Below are 23,148 nucleotides of genomic sequence, written 5' to 3'. Positions count from 1 at the left end.
ACCCTATATTCGACCCCGGTCCCGAGGGGAGTGGCTCGATGACCGGAACTTCAACTGAGCGCCGCACGGAAGGGCGGTTCGCCTGGCGTCCGCGCGCCCGGATGGTCTACCTCCTTCTCGCGGTGTTCTCGTTCGTCGCCCTGGCCCCGCTCGGCACGGTCGCGTGGAAGCTCATCGCGACGAACCGCGAGGCGCTCAAGACCTCCCAGCAGGAGTATCAGCTCCTCCTCGCGTCGACCGTCTCGCGCGGCGTCGACATCTACGTCGAAGGGCTGCGCGGCCAGCTCGCGGGGTCGTCGCGCGCGCTCGGTGCGGCGCTCGCGGGGAATGGAGAGGGCGTGGACGTGTCCGCGCGCTCGGTGCTGGGCGGTGTCTCGGACGACCGCGTGCTTTACGTGCGTTTCACCGACGTGCGCGGGCGGGTCGTCGACGTGCCCGGAGCGGTGGCCCGGCCGAGCACGCTCGAGCCGCTCTTCCTCGCCGGCTTCCGCGAGGCGGCGGAGACCCTCGAGGGACGGTCCGAGATCGAAGCCCAAGACGCCGTCCTCAGCGATCCGCTCCTGCTCGCCGGAGATCCGGCACGCGCCGCGATCGTGATGTCCGCTCCGGTCGTGAGCGCGGGGCAGTTCCGCGGCGTCGTCTCCGAGCTCGTCGATCTCCGCGCCGTCTGGGACGCGGTCGTCGCCGGACACCGGACGGGCCACGCGGTCTTCGCGGTCGATACGCACGGACGCCTGTTCGCCTCGACCGACCTCCCGGCGATCGATCTCGGCGCCGACATGTCGTCCTCGCCGATCGTCGAGCGGTTCCGCGACAACCCGGGTCACGTCACCGAGACGATGCCGTTCTCGTGGTCGCGCGAGAAGTACCTCGGCTCGTACGAGGTCAGCCGCGAAGGGTGGGGAATCTTCGTCCAGGCGACGGAGCGGCAGTTCTACATGCCGGTCTCCCAGATGATTGACCGCACGCTCCAGTGGGGGATGCTCGCCCTCGCTTGCGCACTCCTCGCGGCGGCGGTGTTCGCGCGGGTGCTCTCGGAGCCGATCAAGCACCTCGCCGAGGCGTCGCGCGCCTTCGCCCGCGGCGAGTTCGGCACGCGCGTGGCCGCGCGCTCGATCACCGAGGTCGCGGAGCTGGCGGAGACCTTCAACCACATGGCGGCCGACCTCGAGGAGTTCATCCGCCGCTTGAGGCAGGCCGCCGAGGAGAACAACGAGCTGTTCCTCGGCACCGCCCGGGCGCTCGCCTCCGCGATCGACGCGAAGGACCCGTACACGCGCGGCCACTCGGTCCGGGTCAACCGCTACTCGGTCATCCTCGCCCGCTACCACGGCCTCGCCGAGCAGGAGATCCGCGACATCCACGTCGCCTCGCTCCTCCATGACGTGGGGAAGATCGGCGTCGACGACGCGATCCTGAAGAAGCCCGGCAAGCTGACGCCCGCCGAGTTCGAGATCATGAAGATGCACACGGTCATCGGGGCGACGATCATGTCGCCGATCCGCCAGATGAAGCGTCTCCTCCCGGGACTGCGCAACCACCACGAGCGGTGGGCGGGCGCGGGTTACCCCGACGCCCTCGCGGGCGACGCCATCCCGCTCATGGCGCGGATCATCGCGGTCGCGGACAGCTTCGACGCGATGACGACCGACCGCCCCTATCAGAAGGGGATGACCTTCGAGGCCGCGGTCGCGCGTGTCAACGAGCTCAAGGGCACGGCGTTCGACGAGCGAATCGTCGCGTCGTTCAACCGCGCCTATCAGGCCGGGGAGTTCCGCAAGGACGCGAGGCCGTCGATCTCGCCGCAGGCCGACGCGGAGCGAGAGATCTCACTCGCGCTCGAGCGCGTCGGGGGGAACGTCGTACAGTGACGGGGTCCGGCCCGCGGCGAGGTCGGCGAGGATCTCCGTGATCTGCTTGTCCTCGCGGCCGATCCGATTCTCGGGACGGCGCAGGCGCGTCCGCGAGAGCGTCTTCAGCGTGTCCGACGCAGCGCTCTTCTCCATGATCGCGAGGTAGACGATGGTCGGCCAGTCGCGCCCTTCGCGGCGGAGCGCGGACGCCCGGAGCGCCTTCGCCATGCGATCGCCGCCGATCCGCCTGGCGGCCCACGCTTCCTCGCCGCGCGCGTCCCGGCGTTCCCATGTGTCGTCGGCGGGGTCCGCGAGCGCGCGCTCGACGAGGCTCGCGGCGTTCTGAGTCTTCGCCTCGGCGATGCTGCGGAAGATCTCGGTGCGCTCGTCGTTGCCGAGATCGGGCTTCGCGAGGCGCGCTTCGATCGCCGCGACGGCGGGCGGGGCGCCGATCTCGGCGAGACGGCGCGCGGCGAGCCGCCGCACCGCCTCGTCGCTCGACGCGAGCGCCTCGGTCCACGGCGCCGGGTCGTTCCCGTTCTTCGCCAGGAGCGAGAGGCGCTTGACGCACGACGCGAGCGAGTCCTTGATCTCCTTGTCGGTCTGGATGTCGATCGCCTTCTTCAAGTCTTCGATCGGATCGGTGTAACGGAGCGAGACGAGCGCGTCGGTGAGCTGGGCGACCTGGGCGCGCAGCTCGAGGTCGCCGATCGGCTCTCGCACGAGCTCCATGAGCACGCTCGCGACGCGAGGCGCGGCCGCCGTCACGTTCATCTGCGTGAGGACCGCGCAGGCGGTGAGCGAGACCATCCGGCGCCGGTCGGCGGTCAACGCCACCAGCGTATCGGTGGCCCCTTCGCCGCCGATCCCCTCGAGCGCGCCGACGGCGCGGTCCGCGACCCCTTCGTTGGGGTCCTGGACGAGGGCGCGGAGGAGGTTGAGGCCCTTCTTGCTGCCGACGCGGCCGATCATGTCGGCCACGATCGAACGCTCGACGTAGCTCTTCGATTGGACTCCCGCCCGCAGGATCTCGAGAGCGTTCTCGCCGCCGAGCGCCACGACGACGCCGTAGAGCGACGACCGGATCTCGATGTTCTCCTCGACCTCGAGGCGGGCGACGAGCGCCTTGTAGCACGCCTCCGGCTTCGTGCGGACGATGGCGTCCATCGCGGCGTACGCCTCGCGCCGGTTGGAGCTCGCGATCAACGGCACGAACTCCTGGCAGGCGGAGGCGCCGCCGAGCCGCGACACCGCCTCGGCGGCCTGCGCGCGCACGTCCGCGACGGGGTTCTTGAGATACGGGACGAGCTTGGGAACGAGCGACGTGTCGCCGGTGCGTCCGAGCGCGAGGATCGTGAACTCGAGCTTCTCGATCGCTTCCGGATCGTCCTGGTACGTGGCGAGCTGCTGCGTGAGGACCGGTGTCCCCGCCGGGCCGAGGATGGCGGCGAGGTGCTCGATGAGGATGAGATCGGGGACCATGTTGCCGTCCTGGATCTCGAGACCGTTCTGGAGCGAATCCAGGACGCTCGCGTCGCCGAGGAGCGCGAGGCTGAAGGTCGCGAACCGCTTGCACGCCTCGCCGTACCGGCCGCCGCGCGCGTCGGCGGAGCGGATCGCCTTCTTGAGCGCCGCCTCGGATTCGGGACCGGGGAAGTGGCCGAGCGCGTAGGCCGCGAAGTGGTAGGTCGCCGGGTCGGCGAGATCGACTTCCGAGGTGAGGAACGGGATGACGTCGGGTCCGAGCGCGATGAGCCGGTCGGTGATCTCCCAGAAATACCGCACGTAATCCTTGTCGGGGTCGGCCGTCCCCCGGCAGTCCGTCCAGATCGCCTCGACCTTGGGGCGGATCTTCTCCCGTGCGGCGAGCTGCTCCGGGGTGGGAGGCGTGGTCGTGGGGATCGCAGGAGCGGCGAGGGCGGCCGCGGAGAGGGCCCACGACACCGTAAGGTTGACGAGCAAACGGATCACGCGGGCACCCCTAGAAAGTCGAACGACGACTATACGGCGGTCCCGACCCAGCCGCAAAAGTCCCCATCGGGGATTGAGTTTCGTCCCGTCTTCGCCTAATCTCCTGGCCCGGGAGGTTCGCATGGCACTGACCCGCCGGCAACGCGAAGTGCTCGACGTCATCCAGGGCTTCATCGACACCAACGGCTACTCGCCCAGTCTCGAAGAGATCGGCGGCACCCTCGGGCTCTCCTCGGTCGCGACCGTGCACAAGCACGTGACCCACCTCGTCGAGAAGGGTCTCGTCCGGCGCGTCTGGAATCAGAACCGCTCGATCGACCTCGTGCGCGAGTCGTCCGGGCGCGCGATCGAGCTTCCGCTCGTCGGAACGATCGCCGCGGGCCTTCCGCTCGAAGCGGTCCCGACGACCGAGACGATCACGGTGCCCGCCGACATGGTCTCGGGCCGCGGCCGCACCTTCGTCCTCAAGATCCAGGGCGACTCGATGGTCGGCGAGCACATCCGCGAGGGCGACTACGTCATCATCGAAGAGCGGAACATCGCGCGCGAAGGCGAGACGGTCGTCGCGCTCGTCGACGGCAGCGACGCCACGCTCAAGCGCTTCTACCGCGAGGGGCCGATGGTGCGCCTGCAGCCGTCGCACCCGACGATGCCGCCGATCCTCGTCACCGCCGACCGCGTCCAGATCCAAGGGGTCGTCGTCGGCCTCATCCGCAAGTACTGACGATGCCGAGGCTCGCTGCCGCCGTGGCGCCCGAGCACGCGGTCCCGGCGCTGCGCCGCCCCGGAGAGCCGGCGATCTTCTTCGACGGCCGCGGCGGCCACGACGGAAGCTGGCCCTGCCGGCTCCTGTTGCAGCCGCGCCTCTCCACCGTCCAGGGCCTGGACGCGCTGTCCGTTCTCATCCAGGGCCGCCGCGAGCGCGGGGGTCCGGGCGGCACGGGTGTCGCCGCGGCATTCCGCTACGAGGGCGGCTTCACCGCATGGGAGTCCGACGCCTCGCTGACGTTCGAGAGCGGCGGGACGACGGGTGCCGGGGACCGCGCGCTTCTCGACGACGCCGAGCGCCGTCTTGACCGCGAGCCACCCGGCCTCACGGCGCCGCACGCATCCGGCGCCCCCGACACGAGCCTTCCGCGCGAACGGTATCTCGCCGCCGTCCGCCGCATCCAGGACCACATCCGCCGCGGCGACATCTACCAGGCGAACCTCACGCAGACGCTCTCGCGCTCGATCGAAGGCGATCCCTGGCCGCTCTACGAGACCCTCGCGTCGCAGTGGCCGGCGCCGAGATCGGCCTTCGTCGAGGCACGGAACGGGGCGCTCCTCTCGATCTCGCCGGAGGTCTTCGTCGACGTCACGAGCGGCGGGCTCGCCGAGACGCGGCCGATCAAGGGGACCCGTCGCCGCCACGAGGCTCCGGATCTCGACCGCCGCGCCGCCGAGGATCTCCTCGCTTCCGCGAAGGACCGTGCGGAGCTCGTCATGATCGTCGACCTCGAGCGCAACGATCTCGGGCGCCTCGCGCGCACGGGAACCGTGCGCGTCCCCGAGCTGCTCGCCCTCAAGTCGTACCCGACCGTTCACCATCTCGTCGCGCGGGTGACGGCCGAGCTCGAGGATCGGACCGCCGCCGCGCTGATCCGCGCCGTCTTCCCGGGCGGATCGATCGTCGGGGCCCCGAAGGAGCGCGCGCGGGAGATCCTGCGGTCGCTCGAGCCGGTCCCGCGCGGCCTCTACACCGGAAGCCTCTTCTGGTTCGACGACGACGGCAGCACGCTCTCCTCCATCTTGATACGATCGATCGTCGTGTCGCGCGGTCTCGCGAGCGTCGGCGCCGGCGGCGGCATCCTCGCCGACTCCGACCCCGAAGCCGAGTGGGCCGAGGCGAACGACAAGGCGCGCGCCCTCACCGGCGCGCTCGGCTTCATGCCCGAGGAGGCTTCGTGATCGATCGCACACCGTCGGGACGCGCCGTCCTCGACGGCGCCATCGTCGAGCCCGGAAGCCTCGCGCTCGCGTGGACCGACCCCGCGGCGCAGTGGGGGCTCGGCGTCTTCGAGACGATCGCGGTGCGCGACGGCCGTCCGGTCCATGTCGAGCTGCACCACGCGCGGCTCGTCGCGGCGGCGGCCAAGCTCTCGATACCGCTCCCCGACGAGAAGGAGATCGGGCGCGCGCTCGCCGCCGTCGCGCACGGCCATGGCTGGGCGAAGGTCCTCGTCTCGCGCTCGGGCCACTGGGCCGCCTTCGCGGGCACGAGCGAGCCCGAGAACGAAGGCCGCGCCTGCTCGGCCGTCATCCTTCCGTGGCGTCGTCACCGGCACGATCCGCTCGCCGGGACGAAATCGCTCGCCTACGCCGCGTCCATCCTCGGGCTCGAAGAGGCCCGCCGCCGCGGCGCGGACGAGGGGTTGTTCCTCAACGACCGCGGCCACGTCGTCGAGGCCTGCACCGCCAACGTCTTCATCGTCCGCGGGCGCGCGGCGCTCACGCCCGCGCTCTCCGACGGCGCGCGCGACGGTGTGACTCGTGCCCGCGCGATCGAGTCGCTCCGCACGCTCGGCCTCTCGGTACGGCAGGGGAAGCTCCGCGTCCTCGCGCTGCAGCACGCCGACGAGGTGTTCCTCACCTCGAGCCTCCTCGGCGTGCGTCCCGTCGTCCGGATCGACGCGAGCGACGTGCGCGGCGGAAAGCCCGGCCCGATCACGAAGCAGATTGCAGAGCGCCTCGGCGCTCGCGAGGTCGGTCACCATGCATGAAACGGGACACTGGATGCTCGATGTGCGCGTCGCGAAGATCGTGCTCGCCGCGTGGGTCGCGGCCGTGCTCGTCTACGGACTCTGGCGCTCGCGCGGCGCCGCCGCACAAGATCCGATCCGGGAGAGCGGACCGATCCTCTAAGAGGCCAACCGTCCGAGCTCCCGCAACCTCTGGATTTCGGCCGCACATTGCGCGATCGCCGACTCGTCGCTCCGGAGCAGCCCGATCAACCGCGTGCGGCTGCGCCACGTGAGCAGAACGAGCGCGCCGCCGAGCGCGACCACCGCGCCGCCCACCCACCACTGGATGAACGACAGCCCGGCCCCCATGACGGTGAGGATGCACGCGAACAGGAACAGCGCCTCGATGTTGCTCTTCTCGGTGTAGTGCTGCTGGAGCGGACTGCGCAAGCGCAGCATCTCGCCCTCGAGGCGCCGGATCGCGAGCGACGGATCGGTGCCGCGCTCGATCCGCGTCACGTTGGCAGCCGCAAGGGTCAAGCTGACCGTGCCGCCGCCATGACGGACGGTGACTTCCGAGCCGCAAGAGAGACAAGCGAAGCGCTCGATGTCGGACTCGATCTCGAGCCTGACGGCGCAGGACGGACAAGGAAGACTGACGGTCTCGACCATCTCGTGCCCCCACACGAATGCGCGCTTTTCGTACGGCGGTCGGACCGCATTGGCAAGTGTTCAGGCGGTGTCGGCATTGTCTGCGTGACAACGCCTTAACGGCGGCCGATGAGAGTCGGCGTTTTCTTGCGTACGGGTGGTGGCTCGGGAGGGAATTGAACCCCCGACGCAGGGATTTTCAGTCCCTCGCTCTACCAACTGAGCTACCGAGCCGGAAATGGCGGGAACGAGCGCGGATTCTGGCACTCGTTCCCGCGGATTTCAAGACGTGCGGACGGCCTCGGGGCGGGGCCGCGGGCGCGGCGCCGGTTCGGAGACGGCCACGGGGCGTGCGGGCTCGGTGGGGGCGGGGGAGGCAGCCGCGGTCTCGCCGTTCGACGCGCCCTTCATGAGGCCGAGGGCGGCGCGGACCTTCTTGTCGATCTCGGCGGTGAGGTCGGGGTTGTCCTTCAAGAAGACGCGCGCGTTCTCGCGGCCCTGGCCGAGGCGGATCTCGCCGTAGGAGAACCACGAGCCGGACTTCTCGACGATGCGGTGCGCGATGCCGAGGTCCAAGAGGTCGCCCTCCTTCGAGATGCCCTCGCCGTAGAGGATGTCGAACTCCGCGGAGCGGAACGGAGGTGCGACCTTGTTCTTCACGACGCGCAGGCGCGTGCGGCTGCCGGTCGTCTCTTCGCCTTCCTTGATGGCGCCGATGCGGCGGATGTCGATGCGCATCGAGGCGTAGAACTTGAGGGCGCGGCCGCCGGTGGTCGTCTCGGGGCTGCCGAACATGACGCCGATCTTGTCGCGGATCTGGTTGATGAAGAGGAGGGCGGTCTTGCTCTTGGCGACGATGCCGGTGAGCTTGCGGAGCGCTTGCGACATGAGGCGCGCCTGGAGGCCGACGTGGGCGTCGCCCATCTCGCCGTCGAGCTCGGCCTTGGGGACGAGCGCCGCGACGGAGTCGACGACGACGATGTCGACGGCGCCGGAGCGGATCAGGATCTCGGTAATCTCGAGTGCCTGCTCGCCGGAGTCGGGCTGCGAGACCATGAGGTTGTCGACGTCGCAGCCGAGCTTCTTCGCGTACTCGGGGTCGAGCGCGTGCTCGGCGTCGATGAACGCCGCGAGCCCGCCGAGGCGCTGCGCCTCCGCGATGACGTGAAGGGCGAAGGTGGTTTTGCCCGAGGACTCCGGCCCGAAGATCTCGACGACGCGGCCGCGGGGGATACCGCCGACGCCGAGGGCGAAGTCGACCGAGAGGGAGGAGGTCGGGATGACGGGGACGTCGAGCCCCTGCCGATCGCCGAGCTTCATGATCGAGCCCTTGCCGAATTGACGCTCGATCTGGGAGACCGCGTTCTCCACCGCTTTCGTGCGTTCCTTGGATTCCACCGACATTGGGAGATCTCCGTGGGAGGCGAGTGACCGGGGGACCCGGCTTCGAGGACACGCGGAGGTTAGGCGAAAGCCGATCGAATTGTCAAGAGTTGGGGAGGCTCTAACCCTAGCGTTCTGATGGGGTTGAAGATCGGCTCGGTTGACATCAAAACGCTCGGTACCTATGCTTTATCACGACTTGTCGGCCCTCGTGGTGGGCCCGGACGCCGTCGGCGGAAGGGGAAGCTGTTGAAGAACCGTTCAAACGCGCGGCGTACGCTCTTGTATCTCTCTTATCTCGGCGTCCTGATCCTCGGGCTCGGTCTGGCGTCGTGCGCGTCGACGAAACCGGTCCACACGATTCCGAGCGCCTCCGGCCAGCCGACGGCATCGGTGCCTTCGACACCGGAGCCGACGCCGGCCGCCACGGCGGAGCGCCCCACGGCCGAGTCGGACGAGGCCAACCTCGCCGCCGAGACCGACGCGCAAACCCCCGAGGCCGACGACGAAGCGCAGCAGATCGAAGAGGTCGAGCCGTCGCCCCTGGACGAGCTCCCCGAGAACCCCGAGGCCACCGCCGGCGATCTTCAGCGCGAGAAGAACCTGGTCCAGGAGGCGTTCCCCGGCTTTGACATCCCGATGATCCTGAACGACCGCGTGGTCGCGTACGTCGATTACTTCACCACGCGGCACAAGGAGCTGTTCGGACTCGGCCTGGACCGCTCGACCCAATACGTCGATACGTTCCAGCGCATCTTCGAGCAGGCCGGGATCCCGAAGGACCTCGTCTTCATGGCGCACGTCGAGAGCGCGTTCAAGACGAACGCGTACTCGCGCGCCCGCGCGAAGGGCATCTTCCAGTTCATCTCGGAGACGGGACGGCGGTACGGCCTGCGCATCGACAACTGGATCGACGAGCGCTCCGATCCCGAGAAGTCGGCGCGCGCCGCGGCGGCGTATCTCAAGGATCTCCACGACATGTTCGGCGACTGGTATCTCGCCCTCGCGGCGTACAACGCGGGCGAGGGAAAGATCCAGCGGTCGATCGCGAAGACCGGGAAGAACGATTTCTGGTCGCTCGCCTCGACGAAGTATCTCCGCCGCGAGACGCGTGACTACGTCCCCGCGATCCTGGCGGCGACGCTCATCGCGAAGCAGCCGGCCAAGTACGGGTTCGAGGTAACGCCCGCGAAGGTGCTCGAGACGGACGTCGTGCCGATCGAAGGGCAGACCGACCTGCGCGTCCTCGCCCGCCTCGCCGACGTCGATCCCGACGTGCTCAAGCAGCTCAATCCGCAGCTCCGCCGCGGTGCGACGCCGCCCGGTGCGACGACCGACGTGCGCTTCCCCGTGGGAACCGGTGCGCAAGCGTCCCAGGCGTACGCGGCGCTGCCGGCGTCCGACCGTCTCGTCCTCGCGCGTCACCAGGTCGGCAAGGGCGAGTCGCTCGCTGCGATCGCGAAGAACTACGGCGTGACGTCGAGCGCGATCGCGCATGCGAACGGGATGAGCATGAAGGCGTCGCTCAAGCCCGGACAGGATCTCGTCATTCCCGCGGTCGTGTCGACCGGCAGCTTCGTGGACGACGGCACGCGCCCCGCGTCCTATCGCGTGCAGCGCGGCGACACTCTCGGGCGGATCGCGAGCCGGTACCGGACGTCGGTGGCGGCCCTGGCCGAGGCGAACGGCATGAGCACGAAGTCGCCGCTCCGCGTGGGCCAGAAGCTCGTCGTCCCCGGGCGCGGCACGAAGACCGTGATCGCGTCGAACGCGCACCCGGCGTCCGGCTCGACGACGGCCGGGCGCAAGGGTGGGGCGAAGAGCGCTCCCGAGAAGACGGTCGTCCACACGGTGCAGCGCGGCGAAACGCTCTACCGCATCGCCGACAAGTATCAGGTCTCGGTCGATACGATCTGCGCCCTGAACAAGATCGCGCCGAACGGCGTGCTCTACCCGGGCACGCGCCTCACGATCCGCACGAACTGATCCCGCCGGTCCCCTCGAAGCCTCCTCGGGTCGGGTCCTCATGCTCGGACGAGCCGCCGGTGCGGTTCTCGTCGGCGTCCACGCACGTCTCGTGGACGTCGAGGTTCATCTCGGAGGCGGCCTCCCCAACATCGCCGCGGTCGGCCTCGCGCAGAGCAGCGTGCGCGAAGGGATCGATCGGATTCGCGCCGCGCTTCAGCACGCAGGGTTCAAGCTCCCGCAGCGGCGGGTGACCGTCAGCCTCGCCCCCGCGGACGTGAGGAAGGAGGGGGCGGCGCTCGACCTGCCGATCGCCGCCGCGATCCTCGGCGCCGACGGGCGCCTCGGCGAGCGGCCGTTCACGGACGTGGTGCTCGCCGGCGAGCTGGCGCTCGACGGCGCCGTCCGGCCCGTACGCGGAGTCCTCGGGATCGCGCTCGCGGCGCGCGCGGCGGGGCGCACGGGGCTCGTCGTGCCCGCGTCGAACGTGCCCGAGGCGCAACTCGTCGACGGCCTTCGCGTGTGGGGGGTCGCGCGCCTCGCCGACGCGGTGGCGCTCTTGAAGCACCCGGCGCTCGTGCCGGAAGCGCCGCGGCGCGTTCCGGAGGCCGAGGCACCCGCGGTCTACGAGGATCTCGCCGACGTGCGCGGCCAGAAGACCGCGCGACGTGCGCTCGAGATCGCGGCGGCAGGAGGTCATCACGTCCTGTTGTGCGGGCCGCCCGGCACCGGCAAGACGATGCTCGCGCGCCGGCTCGCGGGGATCATGCCCGAGCTCACGCACGAGGAGGCGCTCGAGGTCACGCAGATCTGGAGCGCCGCGGGCCTCGCCTCCGGGCTCGTCGCCCGCCGCCCGTTCCGCGCTCCGCATCACGGCATCTCGCTCGCCGGCCTCGTCGGCGGCGGTCTCGCGCTCAAGCCCGGTGAGATCGCGCTCGCGCACGGCGGGGTTCTCTACTTGGACGAGCTTCCCGAGTTCCGCCGCGATGCGCTCGAGGCCTTGCGAGGACCGCTCGAGAGCGGCGACGTCGCCGTCGTCCGCTTGCACGCGCGCGCCGTCTTCCCCGCGCGGTTCCTGCTCGCGGCATCGATGAACCCCTGCCCCTGCGGCTGGGCGCGCGACCCGCGCGGCCGCTGCCGCTGCACGCCGAACGAGGTGCATCGCTATCTCGCCAAGCTGTCGGGGCCGCTCCTCGACCGGATCGATCTCACCGTGAACGTGCCGGCGGTCGATCCCGGCGACCTCGCGGCGGCGAAGGCGGGGGAGCCGTCGTCCGCGGTGCGCGCGCGGGTCGTCGCGGCGCGGGAGCGGCAACACGGGAGATTCGGCGGCTGCAACGCGCACATGGGCCGCGCCGATCTCGAGCGCCACGCTCCGCTCGACGATGCGGGCCGCCGTCTTCTCGTCAGCGCGTGCCGGCACCTCGGCCTGACGGCGCGCGCCTTCGACCGGATCCGCCGGACCGCGCGGACGATCGCCGACCTCGAAGGCGCCGACGCCATCGCGCAGGAGCACGTGGCCGAGGCGGTGCACTACCGCGACGTTGACCCGGCGCTCTCGCCGTCGTAGGGTGCCGCGGTGCGCGTCGCATCGCTCGCCGCGACTCTCTTCGCCGTCTCCGTCGTTGCGGCGCGCCCGCAGGAGCTGAGCCTTCGCCGCGTCGATCTCGACCTTCCCGGTCCGCCGTCGCTCATCCTCCCCGTCGATCTCGACGGCGACGGCCGGAAGGACCTCCTCGTCGTCACCGCGTACACGCAGTGGGGATCGATCGCGAAGGATCGCGTCGAGAACGCGGTCGCCGTCACGGAGGTCGTGCCCGCGCTCTTCGACGAGCGGAAGATCCTTCCGTTCCTCGCACGCCCCGATGGGACCTACAGGGCCGGTCCTGCGTTCGACATGCCTAAATCGTGGATCGCGCTCGCCGCGGGAAGCGGTCCGCACGCGGCGATCGCGCTGACCGACGACGGCCTCGAGGCGCTCGACGGATCCGCGGACGGAACGCTCACTTCGGCGCGCCTCATCGACGAACCGTCGGCGTTCGAGGGCGCGCGGACGTTTCTTTCGAGCTTCGAGTTCCTGCAGGACGCCGACGGGGACGGCGTGCTCGATGCGATCGTGCCCGCGCGCGACGGGATCGCGATCCACCGCGGAACGAAGGACGGATCGTTCGAGGCGAAGGCCGCAACGCGCTTGCGCTTGCCGGAAGACGTCGTCGTGGGCGGGCGCCGCAACGTTCCGGTCGTGAAGTTCCTGGATGTCGACGGTGACGGCAAGCTCGATCTCGTCTCGGATGGACTCGACGGGTGGCCCGGACAGGTGAGCATCGCGCGCGGAGAAGGCGGCGCGCGCTTCGCCGCGCCCCGAACGGTGACCGTCTGGTGCCTTTCCGACAAGAAACGCCGTGCGGCGTGGTTCGGCGAGCTCGCACCGGGAGCCCGGCCGTCGTTCGTGACGCGCGAGCAGCTCGAGACCGGGAAGAGCGACCGCAAGGAAGCGATGAAGCCGCAGATGCGTTACGGCGTCCACACGATCGGCGCCGATCTCGCCGTGCCGGCGCAGGCGGCGACGACGTTCGACGCCGAGGGGTATGCGTTCACCGGCGCCTTCGAAGACGGCGTCGATCTCCAGTTCATCGACCTCGACGGTGACGGCCGGCGCGATCTCGTCACGGTGACGGTCGACGTCGGGATGTGGCAGATGCTCCGCGCGCTGACGTCGAAGAAGATCGGGATCGGGCTCGACTTCCGCGTCTATGCGCAGGACGCGCAGGGCGGCTTCCACCTCGTGCCCGATCAGGTCCTGCACGAGAAGCTCAACCTCGACCTCAACCGGTTCGAGATCTCGCGGCTCGGGCAGTTCCAGGGGGACTTCGACGGGGACGGGCGGATCGACTTCGTCCATCTCGGGAAGGGGAAGACGATCACGATCCACCGCGGCGAGCCCGGCGGACGCTACCCCGAGAAGCCCGACCTCGCGATCGAGCTCCAGGACGAGCCCGAGGACGTCATGCTCGTGCGCGTCCGCGACTTCGACGGCGACGGACGCTCCGACATCGCGGTGACTCGCACGCTCGATTCCCCCGAGGCGGGCGCCTCGGCGCGCGCGAAGATCGAGCTCTACCTCTCGGGGACGCCGAAGTGAGGCGCGTCGCGTGCGCGGTCCTGTTCGCGGCGACGGCTGCTTCGGCGAAGAAGCCGCCACCGGCGCCCAAGCCGCCGCCGGCGCCTCCATCGGTGACGGCCACCGTCGTCCCCGAGGCCGACGGAACCCGTGTCGACCTCACGTGGGACGGGCCGCTCCTCGGCTGGGCGATCCCGAAGGACGCCGACGGGCATCGCACGCTCTACACGCTCATCGGCCCCAAGTCCGGCGACGCGAAGACGGCGTGCACCGTCGACGAGGCCGCCGCGCGCGTGCCGAAGAACGAGGCGCGTCTCTTCCGGTGGCGCGAGACGGCGCAAGGTCGCCTCGATCTCGTCGCCTCGGGTCTGCCGCAGGGCCGTCTCGAGGCCGTTCTCCTCGACGGCGTCGAGCGCCTCGTCCTCGTGCGGGACGGCGGCATCGACGCACTCGGCAACGACGGCAGGGTGACGCCGCTCATCGCCGACGCGGACGTCACCTGGACGCTGGGCAACGCGCGGCAAGGTGCCGACGCGGATGCGCCGGACGATCGTCTCCGGGTCGTGCTCCCCGGCGAGCTTCGCACGTACGGGCGCGGCGAGACCGGAGCCTGGCGCATCGCCGCGTCGTCGGCGCTCCCCGTGCGCATCGTTCCGGGCCCACGCTCGACCCGGATCGAGACGCCGGCGGTCCATGCGATCGGCCGGTCGTTCGCGACCGAGCCCGAGCCGGCCGGAAGCACGCGCGTCCGCACGACGCTGCTCGAGCCGGCCACGGACCCGCTCGAGTGCTGGGCGCAGCTCCCGGGGCCGGAGCGCGTCCTCGACAACACCTTCGCGCTCATGGACGGCCGGGTCGTGTGGATCGCGCTCACGATGTCGGCCGAGAAGCTGAGCCTCTTCGCGGAGAAGACGCTCCGCGTCTTCGATCTCGCCGCGGACCGCACGCGCGTCGGCGCCTCGCCGCGCATCGCGCTCACGACGGGGCTCAACATCTGGCAGTTCGCCTATCCGGTCGTCACCGACCTCGACCGCGACGGGAAGGACGATCTCGTGATCGGGTACTGGAAGGGGCTCACGCACTCGATCGCGGCGCTCGAGGTCTATCCGGGCGACGGTACGGGCGGCCTGGGCAAGAGGCGGACGACCGAGATCACCGTCGAGGACGCCGACGAGGGCGTACTCTCGTTCGGCCGCGACCTCGACGGTGACGGGCGTCCCGACCTCGCCGTGCTGACGAAGACATCCATCCTCGTCTACCCGGGGACCGCCGAGCCGATGAAGCGTCCCGTCGCCTCGACTCCATCGCGCCGCGTCAGCCTGCAAGAGAACCGGCCGGGAGCGAACGCGACCGAGGTCGATTTCTCGCTCGGCGGGCTCCGTGTCTTCCACGGCGAGCCCGGCTACGGGGCGCCGCGCCCGGCGGATCTCGATGGGGACGGGCAAGCGGAAATGCTCTTCGTCGGAAACGCCGGGGGCGGGGGACGCGCGACGATCGTGCGATTCCGCAAGGCCGGCGGCGCCTCCCTTGCGTCGGCGGAGCCCATCCGCTACAAGTAGGCGCTTTCGCGGGGAGACGGACGTTGACCGAAGGACCGAGCCGGGCCGGAGTCTTGGGAACCGGTGCGTTCCTCCCCGAGCGCGTGCTGGACAACAAGGAGCTCGCCGACCGCTTCGGATGCTCCGAGGAATGGATCCTCACGCGCACCGGGATCCGCGAGCGGCGGTTCGCCGAGCCGGGCACCGGCGCTTCCGACCTCGGCGTCGTGGCGGCCCTGCGCGCCCTCGAGGCGGCGGGGCTCGCGGCGAAGGACATCGATCTCATCATCTGCGCGACCTACACCCCGGACATGGCCTTTCCGTCGACCGCGTGTCTCATCCAGGACCGGATCGGCGCGAAGCCGGCGGCGGCGTTCGACCTCCAGGCCGCCTGCTCGGGGTTCGTCTACGCGCTCGTCACCGCCGCGCAGTTCGTCGCGGGAGGCGGAATCCGCCACGCCCTCGTCGTCGCGTCGGACGTCAACTCGACCATCGTCGACCCGAAGGACCAGAAGGTGACGCCGCTCTTCGGCGATGGAGCCGGCGCCGTCGTCGTCGGCCGCGTCAACCACGGGGCGGGGCTCCTCGGCTTCCACATGGGGGCCGACGGCGGCGGCGGACCGCTGTTCTTCATGCCGGCCGGCGGCAGCAAGCGGCCCGCGACGTTCGAGACGGTCGAGGCGCGCGAGCACTACATCAAGATGGACGGCCCGAGCCTCTTCCGGTTCGGCGTCGACGCGATGGTCCAGGCGTCGCGCCATGCGCTCGCCCAGGCGGGCCTCCCGATCGAGGAGGTCGATCTCTTCATCCCGCACCAGGCGAACCTGCGGATCATCGACGCGGGCCTCGAGCGCCTCGGCATCCCGAGGGATCGCACGCTCGTGACCCTCGACCGGTTCGCGAACACCGCCGCGGCGACGATCCCGATCGCCCTCGACGAGGCGGTCAAGGACGGCCGTATCTCATCGGGGATGAACGTCCTCATGACAGGGTTCGGCGCGGGCCTGACGTGGGCCTCCACGGTCCTCCGCTGGGTGTAATTGCGGCGGATTCTCCGCTTTCTTCACGTTGACGGAGACGGGCGGCGTGGCTATCCTGCCACGTCTTGAACGGCGCTCGAACAGACGGAACGACTTCCCGGGACCGGTGATGGCGGCAGCGACCACGGTGCGACTCGTGCTTTCGAGCGAAGTCCGGCTTGTCGATATCGTGCACGCGGCCTCCGAGCACATGGCGGGGGTCGCCGGGTTCGAGGAGGACGACGCGTTGAACGTCGGGATCGCGGTGCGCGAGGCGGTCATCAACGCGATCCGCCACGGCAACCGCATGGACGCCACCCGGAAGGTCGACGTGCTGCTCCGCGCGAAGCCGGCGTCGATCGTCGCGCGCGTCCGCGACGAGGGAACCGGCTTCGACCCTCAGGCGACGCCCGACCCGACGGCCGAGAGCAATTTGCTCCAGACGTCGGGCCGCGGGATCCTGCTGATCCGGGCGTTCGTCGACAACGTCGATTTCAAGTATCGCGAAGGGCGCGGGATGGAAGTGACGCTCACGAAGAAGCACGGTCGAAGGGCGAAGGTCAACGGAGGAAGCGAGCGATGAAGACGACGGTGCGCACGGTCGGCCAGATCTCCGTGGTCGATCTCTCGGGCAAGATCACGATCGGCGAAGGGGACGTGGTGCTCCGGGACAAGGTCCACGAGCTTCTCGAGGCCGGACACAAGAAGATCCTTCTCAACCTCGAGAAAGTCTCCTACATGGACTCGGCGGGGATCGGCGAGCTCGTCGCGTGCTTCAAGCGCGCGAGAGAAAAGGGCGGGACGGTCAAGCTGCTGCGCCCCTCGGGTAAGGTCGAGGATCTCCTCCAGCTCACGAAGCTCTGGGAGGTGTTCGAGATCTTCTCGGAGGAGCAGCCGGCCATCGCGTCCTACTGAGTCCGGATCAGCGGCGAAGCTTCCGGCTCCATGCGTCGATGAGGCCGAGCGCCTCGAGCGGCGTGAGCCGCGAAGCGTCCTGAAGGCGCAGGGCTTCCAGGATCTCGGCCGCGTCCTCATCCCGCGCTCCCACCTCCGGCTCGACGGGGAAGAGGCGGGGCCCCTTCCTGCGCGCGGCGGCCGCGTTCTGCCACGAAGCCCGCGTGCTCTTCGGCGCGCGCGCGGCCCCGGCCCCGTCGTCATCCAGGCTCGCGAGGATCTCGGCCGCCCGCTCGACGACGGGGCGCGGCACGCCCGCGAGGCGGGCGACGTGGATCCCGTAGGAACGGTCGGCCGCTCCGCTCTCGACCCGGTGCGTGAAGAGCACGCGTTCGCCCCAATCGCGCACCGCCATGCGCAAGTTGACGACGTCGGGGAAGAGCGAGGCCAGCTCGGTGAGCTCGTGGTAGTGCGTCGCGAATAAGGTTCGGGGGGCGCCGCCCGGGATCTGCCGGAGATGCTCGACGACCGACCACGCGATCGCGAGCCCGTCGAAGGTCGCGGTGCCGCGTCCAATCTCGTCCAAGAGCACGAGGCTACCCGGGCCCGCGTGGTGGAGGATGTTCGCCGTCTCGGCCATCTCGACCATGAACGTGCTCTGCCCCTCGGCGAGGTTGTCCGAGGCGCCGACGCGGCAGAAGATCCGGTCGACGAGGCCGATCTCGGCGTCCTCGGCCGGCACGAACGAGCCCGACTGCGCGAGGAGCACGATGAGCGCGACCTGGCGTAGGTAGGTCGATTTCCCGCCCATGTTCGGGCCGGTCAGGATCGCGATCGCGCCTCCGCCCTCCTCGAGGCGCGTGTCGTTCGGTGTGAACGGGCCGTCCATGAGCGTCTGCTCGACGACCGGGTGCCGGCCGCCGACGATCGTGAGGGACGGACCGGTGACGAGCCGCGGCCGGCGGTAATCGCGTTCGACCGCGAGCTCGGCGAACGAGGCGATCGCGTCGGCCCGCGCGGCGGCCCGCGCTGCGGCCTTCTGCGGATGCGCGGCGGCGGCCGCCTCCTGGCGTAGCGCGACGAACAGCTCGTACTCGAGCCCCTCGATCCGCTCCTGCGCGCCGAGGACCTTCGCCTCGTAGCTCTTGAGATCGGCCGTCACGAAGCGCTCGCCTCCGGCGATCGTCTGCTTGCGCTCGTAGTGGGGCGGGACGAGGTGGAGGTTGGCCTTCGAGACCTCGATCGAGTAGCCGAAGATCCGGTTGTAGCGCACCTTGAGCGATGCGATCCCGGAGGCCTCGCGCTCTTGGGTCTCGATCGCCGCGATGCTCTCGCGCCCGTCGCGGCGGATCGCGCGCAGCTCGTCGAGCTCCACGTCGTGTCCGTCCTTGATGAGGCCGCCTTCACGCAAGCCCGCGGGCGGGTCGTCGGCGAGACCCGAGCGAAGGCGAAGGGCGATGGCGGCGCAGGGATCGGCGGCCGCGATCTCCCGAAGGAGCGGCGACGACGCCGGCGCCAACGCGCCGACGAGCGCCGGCAGGCGCTCGAGCGACGCGGCGAGCGCCAGGAGATCGCGGGCACCCGCCGTCCCGGCGACGGCGCGGGCGAGCAGGCGCTCGATGTCGTGCGTCCCGTCGAGCGCCGACCGGACTTCGGCGCGCAGGCGCGGGTGCACGGCCAGCTCCTCGACCGCCTCGTGCCGTTCCCGGATCGCTGCCGGATCGCGGAGCGGTGCTGCGAGCCAGCTCCGGAGGAGCCGCGCACCGGGAGCGGTGACGGTGCGATCGACCGCTCCCACGAGCGAACCGGCGCGCGCCCCGTCCCGCAGGCTGCGCTCGATCTCGAGGTTGCGCGCGCTCGCGGCGTCGATGACGAGATGGAGCGCGGGGTCGTGGTAGGCGAGACCGTCGACGTGCGCGAGGCCGCTGCGCATCGTGTCGCGCACGTAGGTGAGGAGGCCGCCTGCCGCCGCGGTAGCGGCGGGCTTCGCGCTCAGGCCGTAGCCGTCGAGCGAGGCGACGCTGAAATGCCGCTTGAGGATCTCCCCCGCGACCGACGGTCCGAATGGGTACGCGTCGATCGGAGAGTCGGGGCAGTCGACGGCACCGCGCGCGTTCTCCGGCCACGCGAGGTCGTCGGGCCGGACGATCTCTCGCGGGCCGAACGCCTCCATGCGCTCGCGCCACGCCTCCCATGCGCCGGGACCGTCGGCTTCCCAGGCGAGGAACTCCCCGGTCGACGCGTCGAGGAACGCCGCGCCGACGCGCCGGTCGAACGCCGCGGTGGCCGCGATCCAGACGTTGGCGTGAGGCGGGACCACGCCCGGGTCGTCGATCGTCCCCGGTGTGACGACGCGCACCACCTCGCGGCGGACGAGCCCCTTCGCCGTCTTGGGGTCCTCGACCTGCTCGCAGACCGCCACGCGATGTCCCGAGCGCACGAGCCGCGCCGCGTAGCCGTCGAGCTGGTGATGCGGGAAGCCGCACATCGGAGCGACGTTCGCGGTCCCCTTGCCGCGCGCGGTGAGCGTCAGCTCGAGGGTCTTGGACGCGACCTCCGCGTCCTCGAAGAACATCTCGTAGAAATCGCCCATGCGGAACAGGAGGATCGCGCCGGGGTTCTCCCCCTTGAGCGCGCGGTACTGCCGGAACATCGGGGTGACGGTCGCCGCGTCCTGCATGGGCGCGCGAAGTATACAGGCCGGCGTGTTATAAACCCGGGCGTGGAGCAGACGCATCTGACGCAGGAATTGACCGATCAGGACCGGCTGCTGCTCGTGTTCGCCTACCTCGGGCCGCTCGGACTCTTCTCCCTCGTCGCGGGGCGCAAGGAGTTCGTCAAATGGCACGCGAAGCAGGGCGTGCTGCTCTCCCTCACCGTGGCGGGGCTCTGGATCGTCGCGCGGGGGATCTATCTGCTCATTCGCGCGAAGCTGTGGGCGCTGCTCGGCGCTCTCTTCGAGGGGACCGCCGCGTTGACCGGTCTCGGCGTCGTGCTCGTCGTCTTCCTCTGCATCGTCCGCGCGCTCGAAGGGGAGCGGTTCAAGGTGCCGCTCCTGGGCGATCTCGCCGACGAGCTATGACGGGTCGGCCGGGAGCGTCCACTCGCTGTCCTGGAAGATGAGCACCGCGTACCCCTCGCGGAACGCCGTTTCCCGGATCGGCAGGTGCCGCACGCTGTACTCGAGCCCCGCGGCGACGAAGATCTTCCGCGCGGCGAGGAGCTTGCCGTCCAGCTCGGCGCGCAGCTTCTTGTCGAGCGGCTTCGCGGCGCCGCCGGCATGCATCGCGCCGTCGGCCTGGGTCCGGAGCGCCCGCGCCGCCGCGGCCTGATCCTTCAAGACCGCCTCGAGGCCGGTCTGCGGCATGCCGGCGAACGCGGCGCCCGTGCCGTCCGCGGCGGGAAGGGGACCGATCCTCGACGCGACGTCGGCGAGACGGCCGCTGTAGTTGGCGTCGTCCGCGTTGGCCGGGTCGAGCTTCACCGCCGACTTCCACGCCACGGACGCATCGGCATACCGGCCCGAGCGGACGCGCGCGGTCGCGAGCGCGCTCCAGTCCGCGGGGAGCGCACCTCCCATCGCGGTGAGCTTCGCGAACGCATCCTCGGACGCCTTGAAGTCGCCGCGCGCGAACGCGGTGTTGCCGACGTAGCGCAGGGCCCAGCGCGCGTTCCCGGCGTACCGTCCGTCCTTGAGGTCGAAGCCCGCGAGCGCCTTCGTGTAGTAGCTCGAGGCGTCGCCGGCGCGCCCCGCGTCCTGATAGAGCTTGCCGAGCTGGAAGAGGCCGATCGGCGTCTCGGGAACCTTGAGCTTCTTCTTCTCGACGCTGTCGATCGCGGACCGCGCGACGTTCCCGGCCTCGGCCGTCCGGTTGAGGTTCGCGTAGGCATTCGCGAGGTAGAACGGCGTGTCGAGGCTCGTCGCGTGCGGCAGTTCGGCCTCGAGCGCGGTCGCGGCGCGCTTGAGAGCGGCTTGGGCCGCCTCTTCGTTTCCCGTCGCGCGCTGGCAGAAGAAGAGGCGATAGAGGAGGGGCCCATCGGCGGCGCCGGCGGCGTCGAGCCCTTCCAGATCGCGCTTGGCGTCCTCGTAGTTTCCCTGGTCGTAGAGGCGAACGGCCTCCACGACGACCGGGTCGAGGTCGTTCTTCGGCGGCGCGGCTTTCGGCGCTGCGGCGAGGAACAGAAGCACGGCTCCGAGCGGCATCGCGGCCTCCTCCGGCTGTGACCTGTGAACTGTGAACTGTGAACCGTGAACTGTGAACTGTAAACTGTCGAGCCATGCGCGGCGCCGCCCGAATCGTCGTTCCGATCGCGATGCTCGTTTTCGCGGCCGTGCATGCCGCAGCGCCGCCCGCCGACCTCCCCACCGCCGTTCGCGGCCTGCAGGCGTGGCTCGACGGCACCAAGACGTTCGAGGCGCGCTTCCGCCAGTCGCTACTGTCGGGGGCGCTCGGGGCCCAGACGACCGAGACCGGGCGTCTCTACCTCGAGCGGCCGGGCAAGATCCGATGGGATTACCTCGACCCCGACCGGAAGATCGCGCTCCTCGTCGGACGCTCCACCGAGCTCTACCTCGAGGATGATCGCCAGCTCCGGCGCGGGGTCCTGAGCGACGAGGCGGGTCTCTTTCCGAAGCTGCTCGCGGGGAACGGGCGGCTCGTCGAACTGTTCGAAGCGACGCTCGTGCCGCCGCCTCAGGAGGCGCCGGGGGATCTGGCCCTCAAGCTGATTCCCCGCGGCGCGGCGGCGGCGGTGTCGGAGGTGGTCCTCAGCCTTCACCGCGGGGACTGCGCGATCGCGGGCGCGATCGTCCTCGACGAGATGGGCAACCGCACGAGCTACGTCTTCTCCCAAGCGAAGCGCAACGGCAAGCTGCCGGACGGCATCTTCGCGTTCGAGCCGCCGCCTGGGACGGAAATCGTCGCCGACCCGTGACAGTGCTACCATCCCGCCCAATTTCGGAGGAGACGTGAGCAGGGCCGCCGGGTTGTTCAGCCTGAAGGAGCGCGCGACCCACGAGCCCGTCTCGGCGGAGGACATCGTCTCCGGGGTGTCGGCGCGCCTCGACCGCGTCGAGATGCTCTTCCGCGATTCCCTGGCGTCGCCGGTCGCGATCGTCGACGAGATCGGCGATTTCGTCAAAACGGGCGGCGGCAAGCGGGTCCGGCCGATCCTCCACCTCCTGAGCGCCGACCTCTGCGGCTACCGGGGGGCGCACGACGTCGTGCTCGCGACCGTGCTCGAGTTCATCCACTCCGCGACGCTCATCCACGACGACGTCATCGACGCCGCGGAGACCCGCCGCGGCCGTCCCTCGGTCCATCACCGCTGGGGCAACACCGTCACCGTGCTCTTCGGCGACTATCTCTATGCGAAGGCGATGGAGATGGCGCTGTCGGCGGGAAGCCTCAGGGTCATGGAGCGCCTCGCCTGGATCACGCTCCGGATGACCGAAGGCGAGATGATCCAGACGCGCTACGCCGGCCGGCTCGATCTCACGATGCCCGAGTACCTCGACCTGATCGAGAGAAAGACGGCGGTGCTCTTCGGCGGGTGTTGCGAGCTCGCCGGGATCCTCTCTGGCGTCGACGAGGCCGCGGAAGACGCGCTCCGCGATTACGGCCTGCACATCGGCCTCGCCTTCCAGATCGTCGACGACATCCTCGACTTCACCGGAAGCACCGAGGTCATGGGGAAGCCGATCGCGAGCGATCTCAGGGAAGGGAAGGCGACCCTCCCCGTCCTGGATCTCCTCGCGAGCGGCTCGAAGCGCGGGTACGAGCTCGCAGCGCGCATCGTGAGCGGCGAGGCGGGATCCGAGGAGCGGGACGAGCTCACGGCGCTCCTCCGCTCCACGGGGGCGCTCGACCGTGCGGCGTCCCGCGCGCGGGAGCACGCGGCGCTCGCGGTGTCGCGCCTCGGCGGGTTCTCCGACGGGCCGGCGAAGCGGGCTCTGGCGGCGGTCCCGGATCTTCTGATCGCGCGCAACCGCTGAAGCGTCCGCGGCTCCACAAGATATGGGGGAGGGCG

General features: G+C 70.2%; 20 protein-coding genes and 1 tRNA gene. 15 read left to right on the top strand and 6 right to left on the bottom strand.

The features are described from left to right. The first annotated feature begins 38 nt into the window (after positions 1-38). Positions 39-1,871 carry an HD domain-containing phosphohydrolase gene (locus VFV19_15640; protein ID HEX4825734.1) on the top strand — a complete coding sequence of 611 codons (1,833 nt, stop codon included), beginning with the start codon at positions 39-41 and terminating at the stop codon, positions 1,869-1,871. Here the strand turns inward: VFV19_15640 and VFV19_15635 are convergent. Beyond that, positions 1,830-3,824 (bottom strand): HEAT repeat domain-containing protein, encoded by a 1,995-nt coding sequence (locus VFV19_15635; GenBank protein ID HEX4825733.1) that lies wholly within the window; start codon positions 3,822-3,824, stop codon positions 1,830-1,832. The two genes, VFV19_15640 and VFV19_15635, sit on opposite strands and share 42 nt — an antisense overlap. A 121-nt stretch (positions 3,825-3,945) precedes the next feature. Between VFV19_15635 and lexA the strand changes: the two genes are divergently transcribed. Genes lexA through VFV19_15615 form a run of 4 tightly spaced genes read left to right on the top strand, consistent with a single transcriptional unit; the run spans position 3,946 to position 6,728 of the window. After that, positions 3,946-4,548, top strand: a complete 603-nt coding sequence (lexA, locus tag VFV19_15630) for a transcriptional repressor LexA (protein ID HEX4825732.1) — start codon at positions 3,946-3,948, stop codon at positions 4,546-4,548. 2 nt (positions 4,549-4,550) lie between these two features. Further along, complete coding sequence (locus tag VFV19_15625) at positions 4,551-5,774, top strand: anthranilate synthase component I family protein (protein HEX4825731.1); 1,224 nt, start codon at positions 4,551-4,553, stop codon at positions 5,772-5,774. Continuing rightward, entirely contained in the window at positions 5,771-6,586 is an 816-nt protein-coding gene (locus tag VFV19_15620; protein ID HEX4825730.1) for an aminotransferase class IV, read from the top strand. The genes VFV19_15625 and VFV19_15620 overlap by 4 nt, the downstream gene beginning before the upstream one ends. Then, positions 6,579-6,728 carry a hypothetical protein gene (locus VFV19_15615; GenBank protein HEX4825729.1) on the top strand — a complete coding sequence of 50 codons (150 nt, stop codon included), beginning with the start codon at positions 6,579-6,581 and terminating at the stop codon, positions 6,726-6,728. Before VFV19_15620 ends, VFV19_15615 begins: the two co-directional genes overlap by 8 nt. On the opposite strand, the gene VFV19_15610 is transcribed toward VFV19_15615, so the two are convergent. From VFV19_15610 to recA, 3 genes are all read right to left on the bottom strand, one after another. Next, a complete protein-coding gene (locus tag VFV19_15610; GenBank protein HEX4825728.1) occupies positions 6,725-7,219 on the bottom strand; it encodes a hypothetical protein in 495 nt (164 codons plus the stop codon). The genes VFV19_15615 and VFV19_15610 overlap by 4 nt on opposite strands. A gap of 137 nt (positions 7,220-7,356) precedes the next feature. Continuing rightward, a tRNA-Phe gene (locus VFV19_15605) sits at positions 7,357-7,432 on the bottom strand. Positions 7,433-7,480: 48 nt separating this feature from the next. Then, entirely contained in the window at positions 7,481-8,602 is a 1,122-nt protein-coding gene (gene recA / locus VFV19_15600; GenBank protein HEX4825727.1) for a recombinase RecA, read from the bottom strand. 228 nt (positions 8,603-8,830) lie between these two features. On the opposite strand from recA, the gene VFV19_15595 reads away from it, so the two are divergent. From VFV19_15595 to VFV19_15565, 7 genes are all read left to right on the top strand, one after another. Next, complete coding sequence (locus VFV19_15595; GenBank protein ID HEX4825726.1) at positions 8,831-10,567, top strand: LysM peptidoglycan-binding domain-containing protein; 1,737 nt, start codon at positions 8,831-8,833, stop codon at positions 10,565-10,567. A gap of 40 nt (positions 10,568-10,607) precedes the next feature. Continuing rightward, complete coding sequence (locus VFV19_15590) at positions 10,608-12,116, top strand: YifB family Mg chelatase-like AAA ATPase (protein HEX4825725.1); 1,509 nt, start codon at positions 10,608-10,610, stop codon at positions 12,114-12,116. A gap of 9 nt (positions 12,117-12,125) precedes the next feature. After that, the gene (locus VFV19_15585; GenBank protein HEX4825724.1) at positions 12,126-13,688 is read left to right on the top strand and encodes a VCBS repeat-containing protein; all 1,563 of its coding nucleotides are present in this window, start codon (positions 12,126-12,128) and stop codon (positions 13,686-13,688) included. Beyond that, complete coding sequence (locus VFV19_15580; protein ID HEX4825723.1) at positions 13,685-15,226, top strand: VCBS repeat-containing protein; 1,542 nt, start codon at positions 13,685-13,687, stop codon at positions 15,224-15,226. The genes VFV19_15585 and VFV19_15580 overlap by 4 nt, the downstream gene beginning before the upstream one ends. Before the next feature lie 23 nt (positions 15,227-15,249). Then, complete coding sequence (locus tag VFV19_15575) at positions 15,250-16,245, top strand: beta-ketoacyl-ACP synthase III (protein HEX4825722.1); 996 nt, start codon at positions 15,250-15,252, stop codon at positions 16,243-16,245. Positions 16,246-16,354: 109 nt separating this feature from the next. Next, positions 16,355-16,807 carry an ATP-binding protein gene (locus VFV19_15570; protein ID HEX4825721.1) on the top strand — a complete coding sequence of 151 codons (453 nt, stop codon included), beginning with the start codon at positions 16,355-16,357 and terminating at the stop codon, positions 16,805-16,807. After that, positions 16,804-17,139 (top strand): STAS domain-containing protein, encoded by a 336-nt coding sequence (locus VFV19_15565; protein HEX4825720.1) that lies wholly within the window; start codon positions 16,804-16,806, stop codon positions 17,137-17,139. The genes VFV19_15570 and VFV19_15565 overlap by 4 nt, the downstream gene beginning before the upstream one ends. Positions 17,140-17,146: 7 nt before the next feature. On the opposite strand, the gene mutS is transcribed toward VFV19_15565, so the two are convergent. After that, a complete protein-coding gene (gene mutS, locus VFV19_15560) occupies positions 17,147-19,798 on the bottom strand; it encodes a DNA mismatch repair protein MutS (GenBank protein HEX4825719.1) in 2,652 nt (883 codons plus the stop codon). A gap of 42 nt (positions 19,799-19,840) precedes the next feature. Between mutS and VFV19_15555 the strand changes: the two genes are divergently transcribed. After that, positions 19,841-20,200 carry a hypothetical protein gene (locus VFV19_15555; GenBank protein HEX4825718.1) on the top strand — a complete coding sequence of 120 codons (360 nt, stop codon included), beginning with the start codon at positions 19,841-19,843 and terminating at the stop codon, positions 20,198-20,200. Here VFV19_15555 and VFV19_15550 read toward each other — a convergent pair. Then, the gene (locus VFV19_15550; protein HEX4825717.1) at positions 20,195-21,322 is read right to left on the bottom strand and encodes a hypothetical protein; all 1,128 of its coding nucleotides are present in this window, start codon (positions 21,320-21,322) and stop codon (positions 20,195-20,197) included. The two genes, VFV19_15555 and VFV19_15550, sit on opposite strands and share 6 nt — an antisense overlap. A 74-nt stretch (positions 21,323-21,396) precedes the next feature. Here VFV19_15550 and VFV19_15545 point away from each other — a divergent pair, with 74 nt between their 5' ends. Both VFV19_15545 and VFV19_15540 read left to right on the top strand, forming a co-directional pair. After that, positions 21,397-22,053 carry an outer membrane lipoprotein carrier protein LolA gene (locus VFV19_15545; protein ID HEX4825716.1) on the top strand — a complete coding sequence of 219 codons (657 nt, stop codon included), beginning with the start codon at positions 21,397-21,399 and terminating at the stop codon, positions 22,051-22,053. Positions 22,054-22,087: 34 nt separating this feature from the next. Then, positions 22,088-23,113: a polyprenyl synthetase family protein gene (locus tag VFV19_15540; GenBank protein ID HEX4825715.1), complete on the top strand. Its 1,026-nt coding sequence runs from the start codon at positions 22,088-22,090 to the stop codon at positions 23,111-23,113. Positions 23,114-23,148: the final 35 nt, after the last annotated feature.

The sequence above is a fragment of the Candidatus Polarisedimenticolaceae bacterium genome (assembly GCA_036275915.1).
Classification (GTDB): domain Bacteria; phylum Acidobacteriota; class Polarisedimenticolia; order Polarisedimenticolales; family DASRJG01; genus DASRJG01.
This window is presented reverse-complemented; position numbering and strand designations above follow the sequence as displayed.